The 17,231-nt window shown below is 69.9% G+C and carries 14 protein-coding genes; 3 read left to right on the forward strand and 11 right to left on the reverse strand.

Features of this window, described 5'->3' with window-relative positions; translation table 11 throughout:
• Positions 1-86 precede the first annotated feature (86 nt).
• Positions 87-1,121 (forward strand): NAD(P)-dependent alcohol dehydrogenase, encoded by a 1,035-nt coding sequence (locus ACPL7H_RS13410; RefSeq protein WP_424797384.1) that lies wholly within the window; start codon positions 87-89, stop codon positions 1,119-1,121.
• Between the two features lie 56 nt (positions 1,122-1,177).
• On the opposite strand, the gene ACPL7H_RS13415 is transcribed toward ACPL7H_RS13410, so the two are convergent.
• The 9 genes from ACPL7H_RS13415 to ACPL7H_RS13455 all read right to left on the reverse strand — a co-directional run bounded on the left by ACPL7H_RS13415 (position 1,178) and on the right by ACPL7H_RS13455 (position 11,034).
• Complete coding sequence (locus ACPL7H_RS13415) at positions 1,178-3,067, reverse strand: NHL domain-containing thioredoxin family protein (RefSeq protein WP_424797385.1); 1,890 nt, start codon at positions 3,065-3,067, stop codon at positions 1,178-1,180.
• A 109-nt stretch (positions 3,068-3,176) separates the two neighbouring features.
• Positions 3,177-4,163 carry an MsnO8 family LLM class oxidoreductase gene (locus ACPL7H_RS13420; protein ID WP_424797386.1) on the reverse strand — a complete coding sequence of 329 codons (987 nt, stop codon included), beginning with the start codon at positions 4,161-4,163 and terminating at the stop codon, positions 3,177-3,179.
• 83 nt (positions 4,164-4,246) lie between these two features.
• Positions 4,247-5,059 carry an alpha/beta fold hydrolase gene (locus ACPL7H_RS13425; RefSeq protein ID WP_424797387.1) on the reverse strand — a complete coding sequence of 271 codons (813 nt, stop codon included), beginning with the start codon at positions 5,057-5,059 and terminating at the stop codon, positions 4,247-4,249.
• A 200-nt stretch (positions 5,060-5,259) separates the two neighbouring features.
• Positions 5,260-5,610 (reverse strand): class I SAM-dependent methyltransferase, encoded by a 351-nt coding sequence (locus ACPL7H_RS13430; protein ID WP_424797388.1) that lies wholly within the window; start codon positions 5,608-5,610, stop codon positions 5,260-5,262.
• 109 nt (positions 5,611-5,719) lie between these two features.
• Positions 5,720-6,895, reverse strand: coding sequence for an RtcB family protein (locus tag ACPL7H_RS13435; protein ID WP_424797389.1), 1,176 nt, complete (start codon positions 6,893-6,895; stop codon positions 5,720-5,722).
• A 495-nt stretch (positions 6,896-7,390) separates the two neighbouring features.
• Positions 7,391-8,479 carry a DUF2332 domain-containing protein gene (locus ACPL7H_RS13440; protein ID WP_424797390.1) on the reverse strand — a complete coding sequence of 363 codons (1,089 nt, stop codon included), beginning with the start codon at positions 8,477-8,479 and terminating at the stop codon, positions 7,391-7,393.
• Positions 8,480-8,534: 55 nt separating this feature from the next.
• Positions 8,535-9,311 carry an amino acid ABC transporter ATP-binding protein gene (locus tag ACPL7H_RS13445; RefSeq protein ID WP_424797391.1) on the reverse strand — a complete coding sequence of 259 codons (777 nt, stop codon included), beginning with the start codon at positions 9,309-9,311 and terminating at the stop codon, positions 8,535-8,537.
• Positions 9,308-10,150, reverse strand: coding sequence for an amino acid ABC transporter permease (locus ACPL7H_RS13450; RefSeq protein WP_424797392.1), 843 nt, complete (start codon positions 10,148-10,150; stop codon positions 9,308-9,310). The genes ACPL7H_RS13445 and ACPL7H_RS13450 overlap by 4 nt, the downstream gene beginning before the upstream one ends.
• A gap of 5 nt (positions 10,151-10,155) precedes the next feature.
• Positions 10,156-11,034: an ABC transporter substrate-binding protein gene (locus ACPL7H_RS13455; RefSeq protein ID WP_424797393.1), complete on the reverse strand. Its 879-nt coding sequence runs from the start codon at positions 11,032-11,034 to the stop codon at positions 10,156-10,158.
• A gap of 157 nt (positions 11,035-11,191) precedes the next feature.
• Between ACPL7H_RS13455 and ACPL7H_RS13460 the strand changes: the two genes are divergently transcribed.
• Positions 11,192-11,920 (forward strand): PIG-L deacetylase family protein, encoded by a 729-nt coding sequence (locus tag ACPL7H_RS13460; protein WP_424797394.1) that lies wholly within the window; start codon positions 11,192-11,194, stop codon positions 11,918-11,920.
• A gap of 71 nt (positions 11,921-11,991) precedes the next feature.
• Here ACPL7H_RS13460 and ACPL7H_RS13465 read toward each other — a convergent pair whose 3' ends face one another.
• Positions 11,992-12,960, reverse strand: coding sequence for a PPK2 family polyphosphate kinase (locus ACPL7H_RS13465; protein WP_424797395.1), 969 nt, complete (start codon positions 12,958-12,960; stop codon positions 11,992-11,994).
• Between the two features lie 115 nt (positions 12,961-13,075).
• Between ACPL7H_RS13465 and ACPL7H_RS13470 the strand changes: the two genes are divergently transcribed.
• Entirely contained in the window at positions 13,076-14,482 is a 1,407-nt protein-coding gene (locus ACPL7H_RS13470; protein ID WP_424797396.1) for a sn-glycerol-1-phosphate dehydrogenase, read from the forward strand.
• Here ACPL7H_RS13470 and ppdK read toward each other — a convergent pair.
• Positions 14,472-17,222 carry a pyruvate, phosphate dikinase gene (gene ppdK / locus ACPL7H_RS13475; RefSeq protein ID WP_424797397.1) on the reverse strand — a complete coding sequence of 917 codons (2,751 nt, stop codon included), beginning with the start codon at positions 17,220-17,222 and terminating at the stop codon, positions 14,472-14,474. The two genes, ACPL7H_RS13470 and ppdK, sit on opposite strands and share 11 nt — an antisense overlap.
• Positions 17,223-17,231 lie beyond the last annotated feature (9 nt).

Consider the following 17,231-nt stretch of genomic DNA (forward strand, 5'->3'; position numbering starts at 1 on the left):
CCAATGGCCCGTGCGGGCGGCACGCCTGCCTGCCACCCTGGAGATGGAGCCGGTGAGGGCCGCCGGCTGGGACGAGAGGATGTCAGATGAAGGCGCTGCAATACCGCACGATCGGGGCTGCCCCGGAGGTCGTGGAGATCGACACCCCTGAAGCGGGGCCCGGGCAGGTGCGCCTGAAGGTCACCGCCGCGGGCGTGTGCCACTCCGATGCGTTCGTGATGAGCCTGCCCGAGGAGGCCTACATCTACGGTCTGCCGCTGACCCTGGGACACGAGGGGGCCGGGATCGTGGACAAACTCGGTGACGGTGTCACCGGTGTGGAACTCGGGGCCGCGATGGCCGTGTACGGGCCGTGGGGGTGCGGACACTGCTACACCTGCGCCCAGGGCAAGGAGAACTACTGCCAGCGGGCCGTCGAACTGGGAATCGCTCCGCCGGGCCTGGGCTCCCCCGGTGCGATGGCCGAGTACATGATCGTCAACAACGCCCGCCACCTGGTGCCGCTGGGTGACCTGGATCCGGTGGCGAACGTCGCCCTGACCGACGCCGGGCTGACGCCGTATCACGCGATCAAGGAGTCCCTGGGCAAACTCACCCCCGGATCGACCGCGGTCGCGATCGGCGCCGGCGGGCTGGGGCACGTGGGCATCCAGATCCTGCGGGCCCTGACCTCCGCCACGGTGGTGGCCCTGGACATCGCCGAGGACAAACTGCAACTGGCCCGCGACGTGGGGGCACACCACACCTTCCTGTCCAACGACGACGCCGTGGAGCAGGTGCGCACCCTGACCGGGGGGCGCGGGGCGACGGCGGTGTTCGACTTCGTCGGGGTGCAGCCCACCATGGACCTCGGGGCGAAGATGATCGCCATGGAAGGTGACCAGGTGATGGTCGGGGTGGGTAACGGGACGCTCCCGGTCGGTTTCCTTGACCGACCCTATGAGTCCACGGTGCGCGCCCCCTACTGGGGCTACCGCAGCGAACTGTTCGAGGTGCTGGACCTGGCCCGGGCCGGGGCGGTCACGGTGGAGACCGAGGTGTTCTCCCTGGACGATGCGCCCAGGGCGTACGAGAAGCTCGACGCAGGGACCCTGCGCGGACGTGCGGTGATCGTGCCCTGAGCGGGCACGCGTCGGGGGTCCGCATAGGCACCTGGCCGGTTGGTGGGCGATAGCCGTCAGCCGGCCAGGTGCAGCACCAGTTCCGAGGGGCCGTCCGGCACCACCCGCACCGGGATGCCCCAGTCCTGTGCCGCCAGGTGGCAGGCGGGGGCGAGCACGGCCGGGTCGTCATCACAGGATGCGGCCTTGGCCGTCACCGACAACACCGCTCCCTCGGTGCCCTCGGCCAGGGTCAGGTCCCGGTGCAACATGGTGCCGGTACCGGCACCATCCACCAGCGCCCCGGAGTTGGCCGAGACCTCCAACTGGGTGGAGGGGCCGAACCGGTCATCCAACTTTCGTCCCGGCGGGGCGGTGAACCGCACCTGCAGCCGCACCTGGGGTCCCACCTCGGTGACCTCGCGCTGCGTCCGGTAGGCCGCGCCCTGGTGCTGGTCGGCGTGCCCTACCGACTGCCCGAGATCCACTCGGGTGAGTCGATGCGCGGCCGACTCCACCACGATCACGGCGGCGCCGTCGTCGGTCGGTAGCAGCCCGGACGGCTCGGCGAGGCCGGTGGCCAGGGTGCCTACCTGCTCGGTGTCCGGGTCGAACACGCGCACCGCCCCGTTGTAGGTGTCGGCGATCGCCACCCGCCCATCGGGCAGCACGGCCACGCCCAGCGGATGCTGCAACAGCGCCTGGCCGGCCGGTCCGTCGCGGTGGCCGAATTCGAACAGGCCCTGCCCGATCGCGGTGTGCACCTCCCCGGCACCCACGTCGAGCCGGCGCACCGCGGAGGTCTCGGCGTCGGCCAGCCAGATCCGCCCGCCGTCGTCCGTGCCGAGCCCGGAGGGCTGGGCGAACCAGGCCTGGCGGAGCGGGCCGTCCACCAGGCCCTCGTTCATGGTGCCGCCCAGGCGGGTCAGGTACCCGTCGCCGGGTTCGAACGTCCACACGGTGTGGTGCCCGGCCATCGCGATCACCACCGCGCCGGCAGCCTCGGACCAGGCCACATCCCAGGGGGAGGAGAGTTTGATGCGCCGTGCCGGGCCGTAGTCGGCGGTGGCGGGGGTGGGGTCATCAGGGTCGGGCAGTACGTTGTCCGGGGCGCCGAGCATGAACTGGCCCCCGGTGCCGGCGATCGTGGTGACGTTGCCCGAGTCCAGGTGCACCCCGCGCAGCAGGTGGTTGACCGTATCGGCGACGACCACGTCGTAACCCACCTGCGTCGCGACGTGCGACGGGAGCAGGCACAGCCCGTTGGGTTCGCTGAACTGCGCGACAGCACTTTCGCCGTCGGTGCGTCCGCGCTCGCCGGACCCGAAGACGCGAACCAGGGTTTCGCCGTCGGCCTCGGTTTCGACCAGGCGGTGGTGTCCGGCGTCGGCGATGAGCAGGTTGCCGCTGGGCAGGCGGATCGCCTTGGCGGGGAACTTCAGTAGTTCGGTGCTGGGCTCGGGTGGCACGTAGGGGCCATCTCCGCGGTGCAGGGTGCCGGCGGCTTCGTGCTCGCTGATCAGGCCCTCGATCAGGGCGCGCAGGTTCGGGGCGTGCCCCTCGCCGGCCATGTGGGCCACGATGTAGCCCTCGGGGTCGATCAGCACCAGGGTGGGCCAGGCGCGCGCGGTGTAGGCCTTCCAGGTGCCCAACTCCGGGTCGTCGAGCACCGGGTGGGCCACGTCGTACCGCTCGATCGCGGCGGCCAGGGCGTCGGGGTCGGCCTCGTGGACGAACTTGGGGGAGTGCACCCCGATGGTGACCAGGACGTCGGCGAAGTCCTCCTCGAGTTCGCGCAGTTCATCGATCACGTGCAGGCAGTTGATGCAGCAGAAGGTCCAGAAGTCCAGCAGCACGATCTTGCCGCGCAGGTTGTGCAGGGGCAGGTCGGTGCCGCCGGTGTTCAGCCAGCCGCGGCCGGTGAGTTCGCTGGCGCGAACCTTCGGGAGGCGTTCGGTGGAGGACATCGGTCCAGTGTCGCCGATCGGCGAGGGGCTGGGCTACGGGCGGGTGCGGGGTCCCGTGGTGTGGATCCTTCAGGGATTCGAGGAGGTCCGGCCCTGCCGCTGGTTCGGGTTACGCCGCGGTGAACAAGGCCGCCACCGCGGCGTCGGCTCCGGCCAGATCGTCCCGGTCGTATGTGGAGGTGGAGGCCAGCACCTCGGCGGCACCGGTGGACTCGATCAAGGCGGCCAGCTCCTGCTGGACGTGCGCGGCGGTGCCGTACACCGCGCCGCCGAGGGTGCGCTCGATCGTGCGGGCCTGCTTCGCCGTCGGCACCCGCTCGCGCACCACCTCCACCGGTGACAGGGGCGGGAACGCACCGATCGTCTGTGAATCCGCCATCGCCCATGCCTCCGGCAGCAACAACTCCCGGGCGCGCTCGGTGGTCTCAGCGACCATCACGTCCAGGCTGATGATCACCTGCGGCTCCGGGCACTGCGCGCTGGGGCGGAACTGCTCGCGGTACGTAGCGAGGCCCCCGTGTTCCTCGCGTAGGGCGGGACCGCCGACGACGACGGGCAGCCCGGCCCGGGCGGCCACCTCCAGCCCGCTTCCGGTGGTGAGCACGAACAGCGGCGGCGGTTCGGGTGAGGCCGGCATCGCCGTGACCGGTCCGTTTCCGCTGAGGAAGTCACGCAGCGCCGCGATGTCCTGCTCGAACTGTTCCGGGGGGTAGCGGGTCACTCCCAGTGCCTGGCGCACCGGGGCGGTGAACCCCAGCGAGCGGCCCAGGCCCAGATCGATGCGCCCCGGGTGCAGCGACTGGAGCATCTTGAACTGTTCGGCGACGAGGATCGGGCGGTGGTTGGGCAGCATCACCCCACCCGAACCCACCCGGATGCGGTCGGTCCGGGCAGCCACGGAAGCGATCAGCACCGCCGGGCTGCCCGAGGCGATCCCCGGCACCGCGTGGTGCTCGGCGACCCAGAACCGGTGATGGCCCAGGTCCTCCACGTGCCTTGCCCGCTCGACCGTGGCCCACAGCGCGCTGGCGTGGTCTTCGCCCGCGCGGGTGCGGGAGCGATCCAGGAGCGACACGGGGACCTTGAGTGCGCTCATGCCTCACCTTATGTGTTGACCGACGTGTGATGGGGTTCGCCCGTGCCGGGCCGGACGCCTGCCCGGTAAGCCCGGACCGCGGATCAGGCCGGAGTGCGCAGTGAATCCAGCAGGTGCGCCAATGTCTCGGGCGCCTCCAGGTGCGCCATGTGCCCTTGTCCGGGGAGTTCGTGCACGCCGGCGTGCGGGGTCAGCACCTGCACGTGCTCGAAGGAGGTCCCATAGGGTGCCCGGCCCCGGTTGTTCCCACCCACGACGAGGTCGACGGGCACGGACGGGGCGAACGCCTCCGGCGGGGGCGACTCGTTCAGGGCCACCGTCTCGGCGTACACCGGGCGTGCCAACGCGCGCATTGCCTCCCAGACGGCGCTGTTCCTTCGGAGAGCCTCGATGGCGGCGGCATCCATTCCGGAGATCTGGCCGCAGACGATCTCCACGGTCCGGTCCAGGTCAGCGTCCTGGTGCGCCTCCTCGAGGTCACCCAGGGCATGGGCAGCGAAGGGCCGCACCACCGGTTCGTACGCGATCACCTGGGGAACGCTGGTGCGGCTTGCCAGCGTGAGGGTGATCAGCCCCCCGTAACTCCAGCCGAACAGCGCCGACACGGACGGCATGGCCCCGATCGCCGTGGCGACGTCGTCGAGTTCGGTCGCCAGGGAGTAACCGGGGGGAAGGTCACCTGAGGGGTGTCGTCCCCGGCGGTTGACGACGGCGACCGCGGGCCAGGCGGTGATGGCACCCGCCATGCGGCGCCACGCCCGGGCATCGCTCATCACGCCCGGCACGACCATCAGGGCGGGTGCGGCCGGGTCTCCGTGGATGTCGACGGTCAACCATGAGCCATCGGCCAGGTCCACCCTGTCCTGGATCACTTGCGACCCGCCCGTGGCACCCACGCATCTGGTCTCACCGATGAACCGGGGTCGTTGCGGTAGTCGATCACTGGCCACACCTTCCTATAGCCGTTGCACCGTGGCCGTGAAGGACGGCGAGACGTCGGAAACTGCTTCGCCCGTGTCGTCGTCCCTGAGATCGACGATTCTCAGTCCGGCGCGCGGGCAGAGAGCGCTGATTGTCTGTGGCCTGCATGGCTGTCTCATCGTCGGCCAGCAGGTTGAACGTCGGACCGTTCAAAGTAGATCGACGAATAGCGTCGGTTCAGTTCGAGGGCGTCGACGCGCTGGTGGAAGACATTGGTGGCGAGGCCGCGTTTGGCTGCGTTTGCGCGACATCGCTCGACCATGTCGGCGGAGGAGTCGACGCCATCAACCTCGAGCCCGGCTGCGCAGAGATCAAGCAACGGTTCGCCGTCGCCGCAGCCGACCTCCAGGGCTGGTCCGCCGTGCGTCCTGACGAACTTCAGGTACGGCCCGGCCTGAAAAGTCGATGACTTCAAACGGGCGTAGGCGTCGACCACGATGCCGGAGTAGAAGTCCGCAGGGTCCATGGGCCGGAGCGTTTCATGCGTGGACGCGAGCAGGCATCCTGTTTTCCGGCCGGCCGGATCTCTGGCCTGCCGGCTTGCTGTCGGGAAGGATCGGTCCGGCCTCCGCGTGCTACTGCCCCTTGACGTTGATGATCTGGCGCAGCACGTGGTCCACTTCCACCAGGTCCGCGGCATCGTCCATCACCTGGTCGATGTCCTTGTAGGCATCGGGGATCTCATCGATGAAGGCTGCGTCGTCGCGGTACTCGATACCGGCCATCCGCCGGCGCAGGTCATCCTGGCTGAATGTCTGGCGGGCCTTGCGCCGGGAGTACATCCGCCCCGCACCGTGCGGGGCCGAGCACAGCGACATCTCGTTGCCCTTCCCCGTCACCACGTATGAGGCGGTCCCCATCGAACCGGGGATCAGCCCCCGGGTCCCGGCGTGCGCGGCGATCGCACCCTTGCGGGAGACCACCAGGTCCTGCCCGAAATGGGTTTCGGTGGCGGTGTAGTTGTGGTGACAGTTCACCTCCTCCAGGCGCTGCACCTCCTCCTCCATGAACGCCCCGAGTTGATCGATCACCCGGTCCATCATCACCTCCCGGTTCAGCCGAGCGAACTCCTGGGCCCAGTGCAGATGGGACATGTACCCCGCGTAGTGGAAGTCGGTCACGGCCAGGTGTGCCAGGTTGGCATCGGGTAGATCAGGGTCTCGCTTGGTGGCGTACTTCTGGGCCTGCTTGATGTAGCGCTGGGCGATCTTGTTCCCCACCCCGCGGCTGCCCGAGTGCAGGAACGTCCACACCGCGCCGGTCTCGTCGACGGTGACCTCGATGAAGTGGTTACCCCCACCCAACGACCCCAACTGCAACCGCCAGTTCTTCGCGAACTCCTCCGGCGTCACGTTCTCGGCTGCGGCCAGTTCCTCCAACTGGGTGACCTTCGGTGCCGTTGCCTCCTGCACCTTGCGGTTGTACCGGCCCGGGCTGAGCGGAACGGCCCGTTCGATCCGCTCCCGCAGGTGCGACAGCGGCCGGCCGGCGGCGCGCAACCGCTCGGCGGAGAACTGGGTGCGCACCGCCACCATCCCGCACCCGATGTCCACGCCGACCGCCGCGGGGATCACCGCCCCCTGGGTGGGGATGACCGAACCGACGGTGGCGCCCATCCCCACATGCGCATCCGGCATCAGCGCCACGTGTGGGGTGACGAAGGGCAGCGCGGCCGTCAGCTCGGCCTGTGCGAGCGCGTGCTCGTCGATGATCGAGGCCCAGGAGTACAGCTTCTCGCTGATCTGCTTCATGCGCGCCACCATCTCAGGTCCGCCCGGGCCCAGCACCCCCGCCCGCCCCGCACCCGCCTCCCGCCCCGCACCCGCCCCGCGCGCCCGCGCCCTCCCGCCCCGAGCGCCCGCGCCGCGCTCCGGAGGGCGCCCTCACGCCGCGGTGGCCGCTCGGCAAGCGCCGAGGGCGATCCTTGTGGCCGAGGACGAGTGGTAGACGTATCGTCCTCGGCCGCGGGGCTCGTCCTCGGCGGATGTGGCGACGGGAGCCCCTGGGCTGCGGATGCTCGCCCAGGGCCGCCGCCCAGCGCCGGCGGATGGTCGAGGGCGATCTTGGCGGCCCAGGACGAGCGGTAGAAGGCTCGCCCTCGGCCGGGGGGCTCGCCCTGGGCGGGTGTGGTGACGGGAGCCTTGGCATCTTGGCCACAGGGCTCGTCCTGGGCGGGTGTGGTGACGGGAGCCTTGGCGTCTTGGCCGCGGGGCTCGTCCTGGGCGGGTGTGGTGAGGGGAGTGGGGTCAGTGGAGGCCGTGCACCGCGCTGCCGTGCGGGTTGGTGCGCGCCCGGGGGATGCCGTCGACGGTTAGCAGGAACTGGCCGTTGTCGGCCCCGGCCCCGGCCCCGGCCCCGGCCCCGGGTCCGGCGCCCGGTGCGGGGGCGCCCCGCGTGGAGGCAGCCGGCGGTGAGCCACCCTGCTCGGAGGCACCCAGCGTGGAGCCATCCAGCGTGGCGGACGGCAGGACCGGGGCGAGCACCGAGGCGCCCTCGTTGCTGATCCAGTGCCCGGGAAGACCCCCGACCGTGTCCACGAACTGTGCCCGTGCGTCGGTGTCCAGATAGGCCAGCACCGCGGAATGGAACACCACCAGCGTGGCCTCCGATGGGGCCTGGGCGGCCAGGGACGGGAGCGCCTCGCCCAGATCACCGGCGACCAGGCGCGGGCGCTCGCGAGCGGCGATGTCCAACGCGGCCCGCAACCGCCGGCGCCGGACCGGCTGCCCGGGCCAGATGAGGGTCTCCAGCCACGCCCGGGCGTCGGGGTCGGTGGCATCGATCGGGTTCAGGTCGATTCCGGCACGCCAGGCGACCTGCGGCATCGCTGGGGCGGGCACACCGGCACCCAGGCGAGCCTCGATCACCACCGAAGAGGGGCCGGCGTCAGGGTCGAGGCTGGTGTCGTCGTCGTAGGCGTAGGAGTAGTGGTCCGGCAGTAGGCATAGTCCGGCGGCGGCACCGACCTCGATCAGAGCCAACGGTTGGGGAAGTTCGGCCAGGAACGGGAGCAGGGTGGCGCAGCGAGCGGCCTCGTTCGTCTGCGTCGCCCTGGTCATGATGGTGGAGCGGACCTGATCCCAGCGCCGCAGCACCGTCCCCCGGAAGGAGGCATAGGACTCATCCGCCCCGTGCCAGCGGGCCGCGGCGAAGACCAGGTTCGGCTGGCGCTTACCCCCGGGCAGCGCGGAAAGAAGGTCCAGCACCTCCCTGTCCTGGGCGACCGCGTGCGCCCAGTCCGTGTAGACCGCCGAGACCCCCCGTGCTTCCTGCTCGGCGAACAATCGGTAGCCCTCGGCGAGGGGGCGCCGGCCCAGATGAATAGATGGATCCATCGGGCCATCCTGCCCGGGACCAGCCGCTGGTGGGCAAGTCCTTACTGACCTGCGCTCAGCCGGCCAGGGGGTTGAGCACCCGGCGCAGGAAGTCGCGGGTGCGCGGCATCTGCGGGTCGCCGATCACCTTGGCGGCCGGTCCCTCCTCCACCACCACGCCGTCGTCCAGGAAGACCACCCGGTCGGCGACCTCCCTGGCGAAGCCCATCTCATGGGTGACCACGAGCATGGTCATCCCGGCCTCGGCCAGGTCCCGCATGGTCGAGAGCACATCGCCCACGGTCTCGGGGTCCAGCGCGGAGGTCGGTTCATCGAAGAGCATCAGTTCCGGTTTCATGGTCAGGGCCCGGGCGATCGCCACCCGCTGCTGCTGACCGCCGGAGAGTTGCGATGGCCGCCGCTGCGCCAGGTCCTTCAGGCCCACCAGGTCCAACTGGTGCATCGCCTCGGTCTCAGCGGCCTCCCGGGAGAGCTTGAGCACCCGGCGGGGAGTGATCGTGCAGTTCTCCAGCACGCTCAGGTGCGGAAACAGGTTGAACTGCTGGAAGACCATCCCGATCCGCCGGCGCATCGCATCGAGGTTCACGTCCAGGTCAGTGGCATCGAACCGGCCCACGGTGATCCGGCCGGAATCGGGGTCCTCCAACCGGTTCACACACCGGAGCAGGGTCGACTTGCCCGACCCGGAGGCCCCGATCAGGCAGACCACCTCCCCGGGGTCGACGGTGAGGCTCACGCCCTTGAGGACCTCGTTGTCGCCGAAGGACTTGTACAGGCCGGAGATGGTGACCCCGGAGTACTGCTCGGCCGGCGCGCTCGCCTGCTTGCTCATGGCACTCCCTGGGTCGCCGGCGTGGTCGTGATGGGTTTCTTGCGCCGCCGGGCGGGTTTGCCCGAGCCCCGGCTCTCCATCCGACGGGCGAGCAGCGCCAGCGGCACCGTGATGATCAGGTAGCACGCTCCGGCCACCACCAGCGGCGTCATGCCTGCCTGGTACATGGTGATGCCGTCACGGCCCATCTTGGTCAACTCCGCCGCGGAACCGGCCATCCCCACCACGTAGATCAGCGAGGAGTCCTTGGTCAGCAGGATCGCCTCGTTCGTCAGCGGGGGCAGCACGATCCGGAAAGCCTGGGGAATCTGGATGGTGATCATCGCCCGCCAGGCCGGCATGCCCAGCGCCCGAGCGGCTTCCACCTGCCCCTTGGGCACTGCCTGCAGGCCGGCGCGGATGGTCTCGGCGATGTAGGCGCTGCCCACGATCGCCAGGGCGGTGGCCGCGGTCTGCAGGGTGGTCAGGTTGAGCCCGAACGCCAGGCTGGCCCCGAATCCCAGCGCGATGAACACCAGGATCGCGGGGATGCCGCGGAAGAACTCGATATACCCAGTGGCCAGCCAGCGATAGACCGGGAAACTGGCCATGCGCATCAGCGCCAGCAGCGTGCCCGCGAGCAGCCCGAAGACGAACCCGAAGAACGTGTACTGCACCGTGTTGACCAGACCGGTGGTGATCACCCCGGGGAACATGGAGCTGATCCGCTCGAAGTTGAAGAAACTCTGCTGAACGGCACCCCAGTCGATGAGGACCAGCAGGGTCACCACCACGACGACGAACAGCAGGGACTGGATCCCCAGGCTGATCCTGCGACGCTGACGGTTCGACAGGGCCATGGGGCTTAGCTGTCGTCCCCGGTGTCGCCCTCTTCAGGAGTCTCGGAGTGGAACCAGGCCTCCTCGATCTCATCCAGGCCGCCACTGGACCTCAGTTCCGCGAGGACCTCGTTGACCGCGTCGATGAGTTCGGTGTTGTCCAGTTGGGCCGCGACGCCGAGCTGCTCCCCGGTGTCGATCTCCTCCACGAACACGTACTGCGGATCCTCACCGGCCTGGTACCCGAGGATGGAGATGTTGCCGATCAGGGCCTCCACCTGGCCGGCCTGCAGTCCCTGGAGCATCAGCCCCGAATCCTCGTACTGCACCACGTCCAGACCCAGTTCCTCGCTGGCGTAGACATCACCAGTGGTGGCGGCCTGAACGCCGACCGAGACCCCTTCCAGGTCATCGACGCTTTCGATGCCGGAGCCCTCGGTGGCCAGCAGCCCCAGGTTGTCGTCCAGGTAGGGGTCACTGAAGAGCATGTTCCCGCTGCGATCCTCGGTGATCGTCATCCCGGAGATCGTCAGGTCGCAGTCCTGGGCGTTCAGGGCCACACCGGACTCCAGACCGTCCCAGGAGGATTCGATGATCTCCAGGTCCAGGCCCAGGCCGTCGGCGATGGCAGAGGCGATGTCGATGTCGAAGCCGACGACGTTTCCGTCGGCGTCGTAGTACTCGAACGGCGGGTAGGGCACGTCGGAGCAGACCTGCAGGGTGCCTTCGTTGAGGGTCTGGACCTCGGCGTCGACACTCACGTCGGCGTCGACCTCGGATTCGGCGTCAGCTCCGTCGCCGTCATCGCCGTTGCCGCCGCAGGCGGTCAGTGCCAGGGTCGCGGCGGAGACGAGTGCGAGGCCCTTCAACCAGGGCCTTCCGTGAATCTGTGCGGTGTTGCGCATCGTCTTTCCTCCGTCGGATGGTGAAGCGCTCAGGTGCCTGGGGGGTGAGGTTGAGTATAGGACGGCAGAACCTGGTGATGGCGCGACGACGCGGTCGCGAACCGGCGCGATAGCGTGGCGCACAGTTCGCCCGATGGTCGACTGCACTGGAGGAACGATGTCCACCCCACCCCTGCCGCACGTCACCGAGGACTGGGACCGCGCACTCGCCGTCGTCGCCCACCCCGATGACATGGAGTTCGGCTTCGCCGCCGCCGTGGCCCGCTGGACCGGCCAGGGCAAACAGATCACCTACTGCATGGTGACCTCCGGGGAGGCCGGCATCGACGGTATCGAACCCGGGGAGGCCGGGCCGTTGCGGGAGGCCGAACAGGTCGAGGCCTGCCGGATCGTGGGTGTGGCCGACGTGGTCTTCCTACGCGAACCGGACGGTGTCCTGGAGTACGGCCTGCACCTGCGCCGGCGCATCGCCCACCAGATCCGCCGGCACCGCCCCCAGATCGTCATCACCAACAACTTCCGCGAATCCTGGATGGGCGGCGGACTGAACCAGGCCGACCACATCGCCACCGGTCAGGCCACCCTGGACGCCGTGCGCGACGCCGGGAACCGCTGGGTCTTTCCCGACCAGGTCAGCGAGGGCGGCCTGCAACCCTGGGACGGGGTACGCCAGGTGTGGCTGCCCGGATCACCGCAGGAGAACCATGGTGTGGACGTCAGCGACACGATGGACGACGGCGACGCCTCCCTGCGTGCGCATCGCGCCTACCTGGAGGGGCTGGGTGGGGACTTCGACTTCCCCGCGATGATCCAGCAGAACGCCCGGGCCACCGGAGAGCGGATGGGTGTGGCCTTCGGTGCCGGGCTGGAGGTCCTGGAGCCGTAAGCGGCGATGACCGTTGCGCAGTAGTCGATCCTGCGAGGGGTGTCGCGGAGCCCCCCACCAGCGGGCGGAGCTCAGCGGTACTTGTCGGCCTCGGCGACGGCTGCGGCGAAGGCCTGCTCCTGCCTACGCACCTTCTTCTTCGCATCCTTGGCCGCGGCCCTGGCCTCCGCCAGCGTCTCCTCGCTCATCGTCTCGGCCAGCCGTCGCTTCTGGGTCGCCACCTTCCACCGGGGCGTGGGCCAGGCCAGGTCGAGGTCGATCAGGGCCTGGGTGAGCAGTTCGGTGACGGCCAGCCGGGCGTACCACTTCCGGTCGGCCGGGATCACGTGCCAGGGCGCGACCTCGGTGTGGGTGCGGGCGAACACGTCGGCGTAGGCGTCGCGGTAGTCCTCCCACTGGCGGCGCGCGTCGACGTCGGCGGGGTCGAACTTCCAGTACTTGTCGGTGCGGTGCAGCCGCTTCATCAGCCGCAGGCCCTGCTGCTCATGGGAGATCATCAGCGCGACCTTGACGATGGTGGTGCCGGACTCGGCGACCTCCTTCTCGAACCGGTTGATCTCCTCGTACCGCTTCTGCCAGACCGCCTCCTCCACCAGGCCGTCCACGCGAGCGATGAGGACGTCCTCGTAGTGGGATCGGTCGAACACCCCGATCTGACCGCCGGCCGGCAGGGCCCGACGGATCCGCCACAGGAAGTGGTGATCCAGTTCCTCCTGCGTGGGCCTGCCGAAGGCGCGCAGCGTCACGCCCTGGGGATCGACCATCCCGATCACGTGCCGGGCTATGCCACCTTTCCCGGAGGTGTCCATGCCCTGGATCACCAACAGCACCGACTTCTCCCCACCGCTGCGGCCGTGGGCGTACAGTCGCTCCTGCAACTCTGAGAGCAGCCCGCCGCGATGCGCCATGAACTCGCGCGCGTGCCGCTTCCTCCCCGACCAGCCCGGGGTTGAGCGGTGGTCCAGGTCGGCCAGGGAGAAGTCCTCACCGGGGCGCAGCAGGGTGCGGGGGTGCTCGGTCCAACGGTTCTTCGGTGGCATGGCGATCCTTCGTCGGGGCTGGCTCGGTACGCTAGCGCGCGGCGCCGCTACGCGCGCGCCATACCCTCGGGTGACCCGCTCCGGCAGGCTCACCTGCCCCGACAGAGAGGCCCAGATGACTGAGGATCGCGCGTCCGCAGACGTGCTCCAGGCCGCATTGGCCGCAGCGACCGACACCCGGGTCCTGACCGCGGGCACGGACGTGCTGGGACGCACCGGTTCGGTGTTCGCCGAGGCTTTCGGCACACCCACCGGGTTGCCATCGGCGCAACTGATCGCCGACGGGAACACCTGGGCTGTGGCCGGGGAGCAGGTCGGTGCCGCGCTTCGCCAGGCCGGGGTGGGACTGGGCGAGCCGCTCATCTTCCCGGCCGTGCCCACGGTGTACGCCTCCTACGACAACGTCGAACGGATCCGGGAGCACCTGCGGGCCCGGGACGGCGTGCCGGTGGTGATCGGTTCGGGCACCCTGAACGACCTGGTCAAACTGGCCGCGTGGGAACTGGAGCGGGAGTACCTGGCGGTGGCCACCGCCGCCTCGATGGACGGCTATGCCGCCTACGGCGCCTCCATCACCAAGGGCGGTTTCAAGATCACCCGGTACTGCCCGGCGCCGGCGGCGATCGTGGCCGATTACGGACTTCTCGCCGCTGCCCCGGGCCGGCTGACCGCCACCGGCGTGGGCGACCTGGTGGAGAAGATCCCGGCCGGTGGGGACTGGATCCTGGCGGATGCCTTGGGCATCGAGGCGATCGACGACGACGTATGGCACCTGGTGCAGGACCCGCTGCGGGACTCGATCGCGCACCCGGAACTGATCGCCGCCGGTGACGCGGGAGCGATCAGGGGGCTCTCGGAGGGGTTGTTGATGTCCGGCCTGGCGATGCAGGCCCACCAGTCCTCCCGGCCGGCCTCCGGCGCCGGACACCAGTTCTCCCACCTGTGGGAGATGGAAGGGCTCGGCCTCGATGAGGAGCCGCCGCTCTCCCACGGGATGAAGGTGGGGCTGGGCACCATCTCCCTGTGCGCGCTGTACGAGGTGGCCCTGAACCGGGATCTGGCGACCTTGGACGTCGAGGCGGCCGTGGCGGCCTGGCCGACCTGGGAACAGATGGAGGCGCGGGTGCGCGGGGCCGCGCTGCCGCCGGAGGTCACCGAGGCGGCCGTGGAACAGTCGCGCCTGAAGTACCTGGCGGCGCCGGAACTGCGGGCTCGACTGGAGCGCCTGCGGGACCTGTGGCCCGGGCTCGCCCAGCGCCTGCGGGCCCAACTGCTGCCAGCCGCCGACATCCAGCACCGCCTGGCGACGGTCGGCGCGATCACCCATCCGAGCCAGATCGGGGTGGAGGAGGCCCGGTTCCGGGCCACCTATGTGCGCGCGCAGATGATCCGCAGCCGCTACACCCTGCTTGATGTGCTGCTGGAGGCGAACCTGCTGGAGGAGTGCGTCGCCGAACTGTTCGCCCCCGGCGGTTTCTGGGGCTCCCAACCGTGGCGGGGGCCCGGGGAGATCACGAACTGACCGCGTCAGCCTCCTGGGCGGCCAGAACGGCCTGGGCGGCGGCGAAACGGGCGATGGGCACCCGGTAGGGGGAGCAGGAGACGTAGTCCAGCCCGATCCGGTTGAACAGGTCGATCGAGGCCGGGTCCCCACCGTGCTCACCGCACACCCCCAGCTTCAGCCCCGCCTTGGCGGCCCTGCCCTTGGTGGCACCGATGCGCACGAGCTCGCCCACGCCGTCGGCGTCGATCGTGGCGAACGGGTTCTCCGGCACGATCCCGCCTTCCTCGTAGGCCGCCAGGAAGGAGCCCTCGGCGTCATCACGGGAGATGCCGATCCCGGTCTGGGTCAGGTCGTTGGTGCCGAAGGAGAAGAAGTCGGCGTGCTCGGCGATCTCATCGGCGGTCACCGCCGCCCGCGGCAGTTCGATCATGGTGCCCACGCTGATGTCCAAGTCCGCCCCGGCGGCGGAGAGTTCCTCCGCCACCGTCTCGGTGACGATCGCGCGCATCCGGCGCAACTCCTCGGCGAAGGCCACCAGCGGCACCATGATCTCCACCACCGGCTCCCCGCCGCCCGCCCGCACGGCCAGGGCGGCACGCACGATGGCGCGCACCTGCATCCGGGCGATCTCGGGGTACAGCAGTGCCAGGCGCACCCCGCGGGTGCCCAGCATCGGGTTCATCTCCGTGAGCGAGCGCACCTGCCCCAGCAGCCGTCTGGCCCGGGCCAGCTCGGCGGCGTTGCCATCGCCGCTCAGTTCCAGACGCTGGACGGTCAGGGCCTGGGTGACCAGATCCGGCAGGAACTCGTGCAGCGGCGGGTCCAGCAACCGGATCGTGACCGGCAGGTGGGACATCGCCGAGAGGATCTCGGTGAAGTCGTCCTGCTGCATCGGCAGCAACGCCTCCAGCGCCTGCGCACGCTCGGAATCATCGGCGGCCAGGATCATCGCCCGCACCGCGGGCAGGCGGTCCTCAGCCATGAACATGTGCTCGGTGCGGCACAACCCGATGCCCTCGGCGCCGAACTCCCGGGCCTTGGTCGCGTCGGCACCGGTGTCGGCGTTGGCGCGCACCCCCAACGTCCGGATCTCATCGGCCCAGCCCACGATCGTTGCGAAGTCCTCACCCAACTGCGGTGGCACCAGGTCCAGCGCCCCGGCGAAGACCTCACCGGTGGACCCGTCCAGGGTGATCAGATCACCTTCGTGCAGCACCACGTCCCCCACGGCCAGGGTGCCGGCGTCGGTGTCGATGCGGATCTGCCCGGCCCCGGCCACGCACGGTTTACCCATCCCACGGGCCACCACCGCCGCGTGGGAAGTCATCCCCCCGTGCGCGGTGAGCACACCTTGTGCGGCCAGGGTGCCGGCGATGTCGTCGGGGGTGGTCTCCCAGCGCACCAGCACCACCGGGGTGCCGGCCTTGCCGCGCTGCTCGGCCACATCGGAGTCGAACACGATCTGGCCCACGGCCGCCCCGGGGGAGGCGTTCAGCCCGCGGGTGAGCACCTCGCGGTGGGCGCCGGGGTCGATCGCCGGGTGCAGCAGCTGGTCCAGGTGGGCCGGTTCGATGCGGCGCAGCGCCTCGGCGCGGTCGATCACGCCGTCGGCCTCCAGGTCCCGGACCACTTTGAGCGCCGCTGCCGCGGTGCGCTTACCGCTGCGGGTCTGCAGCAGGTACAAGGATCCTTCCTCCACGGTGAACTCGATGTCCTGCATGTCGCCGTAGTGGACCTCCAGGCGGTTCATCGTCTCCACCAACTGGGCGAACGCCTCGGGCAGCACCTCCTCCATCTGCGCCAGCGGGAGCGGTGTACGGATCCCGGCGACCACGTCCTCCCCCTGGGCGTTCAGCAGGAACTCCCCGTAGAGCTCCTTGGCGCCGGTGGAGGGGTTGCGGGTGAAGCACACCCCGGTGGCGGAGGTGTCGCCGCGGTTGCCGAACACCATCTGCATCACGTTCACGGCGGTGCCCAGGTCGTCGGGGATCCGGTGCGCCTTGCGGTACACCCCGGCGCGCGGGTTCTGCCAGGAGGCGAACACCGCCTCGATTGCCCGTTCGAGCTGGGTGTGCGGGTCGGTGGGTAGGTCGGTGCCGATGTACTCGGCCGAGACCCCCTTGAACGTCTGCACCAACTCGCGCAGGTCCGCGGCGGTCAGATCGGTGTCGTTGTGCACGCCCCGGTCGCGCTTCATCGCGCTGAGGGCGTCCTCGTAGGCATGGGCCGGCACCCCCTCGACCACCTCGCCGTACATCTGCAGGAACCGGCGGTAGGAGTCCCAGGCGAACCGCGGGTCATCGGCCTCGGCGCCCAGGGCTTCCACCGTGTCATCGGAGATCCCCAGATTCAGGATGGTGTCCATCATCCCCGGCATCGACACCACCGCCCCGGAACGCACCGACACCAGCAACGGGCGCTCCGACCCGCCCAGGGTGCGGCCGGTGCGTTCCTCCAGGTCCGCCAGCGAGGTGCGGATCTGCTCGGCCAGGCCATCGGGCCACCGTCCGCCGGCGCGGGTGGCGGCCACGCAGGCGGTGGTGGTGACGGTGAACCCGTCCGGCACCGGGATGCCCAGGTTGAGCATCTCCGAGGCGTTGGCGCCCTTGCCGCCGAGCAACTCCTTCAGGTGCGCCCCGCCCTCGGCGAGGTCGTAGACGTAGCGGGTTGCGTCGTCGTCGGCGCTGCCCTGACCGGACTCGCCCGCCCGGGAGGCGGCTTTGATCCCGGTTGCGCCCGGCTGGTTCTGGTTGGTCATCTGTTCCTC

Origin of the sequence: Pseudactinotalea sp. Z1732 (genome assembly GCF_049724975.1) — a bacterium.
Classification (GTDB): domain Bacteria; phylum Actinomycetota; class Actinomycetes; order Actinomycetales; family Beutenbergiaceae; genus CALKWS01.

Coding starts and splice junctions, on each gene's coding strand:
- ACPL7H_RS13410 (WP_424797384.1), top strand. CDS start 87: ATGAAGGCGCTGCAATACCGCACGATCGGGGCTGCCCCGGAGGTCGTG.
- ACPL7H_RS13415 (WP_424797385.1), bottom strand. CDS start 3,067: ATGTCCTCCACCGAACGCCTCCCGAAGGTTCGCGCCAGCGAACTCACC.
- ACPL7H_RS13420 (WP_424797386.1), bottom strand. CDS start 4,163: ATGAGCGCACTCAAGGTCCCCGTGTCGCTCCTGGATCGCTCCCGCACC.
- ACPL7H_RS13430 (WP_424797388.1), bottom strand. CDS start 5,610: ATGGACCCTGCGGACTTCTACTCCGGCATCGTGGTCGACGCCTACGCC.
- ACPL7H_RS13435 (WP_424797389.1), bottom strand. CDS start 6,895: ATGAAGCAGATCAGCGAGAAGCTGTACTCCTGGGCCTCGATCATCGAC.
- ACPL7H_RS13440 (WP_424797390.1), bottom strand. CDS start 8,479: ATGGATCCATCTATTCATCTGGGCCGGCGCCCCCTCGCCGAGGGCTAC.
- ACPL7H_RS13445 (WP_424797391.1), bottom strand. CDS start 9,311: ATGAGCAAGCAGGCGAGCGCGCCGGCCGAGCAGTACTCCGGGGTCACC.
- ACPL7H_RS13450 (WP_424797392.1), bottom strand. CDS start 10,150: ATGGCCCTGTCGAACCGTCAGCGTCGCAGGATCAGCCTGGGGATCCAG.
- ACPL7H_RS13455 (WP_424797393.1), bottom strand. CDS start 11,034: ATGCGCAACACCGCACAGATTCACGGAAGGCCCTGGTTGAAGGGCCTC.
- ACPL7H_RS13460 (WP_424797394.1), top strand. CDS start 11,192: ATGTCCACCCCACCCCTGCCGCACGTCACCGAGGACTGGGACCGCGCA.
- ACPL7H_RS13465 (WP_424797395.1), bottom strand. CDS start 12,960: ATGCCACCGAAGAACCGTTGGACCGAGCACCCCCGCACCCTGCTGCGC.
- ACPL7H_RS13470 (WP_424797396.1), top strand. CDS start 13,076: ATGACTGAGGATCGCGCGTCCGCAGACGTGCTCCAGGCCGCATTGGCC.
- ppdK (WP_424797397.1), bottom strand. CDS start 17,222: ATGACCAACCAGAACCAGCCGGGCGCAACCGGGATCAAAGCCGCCTCC.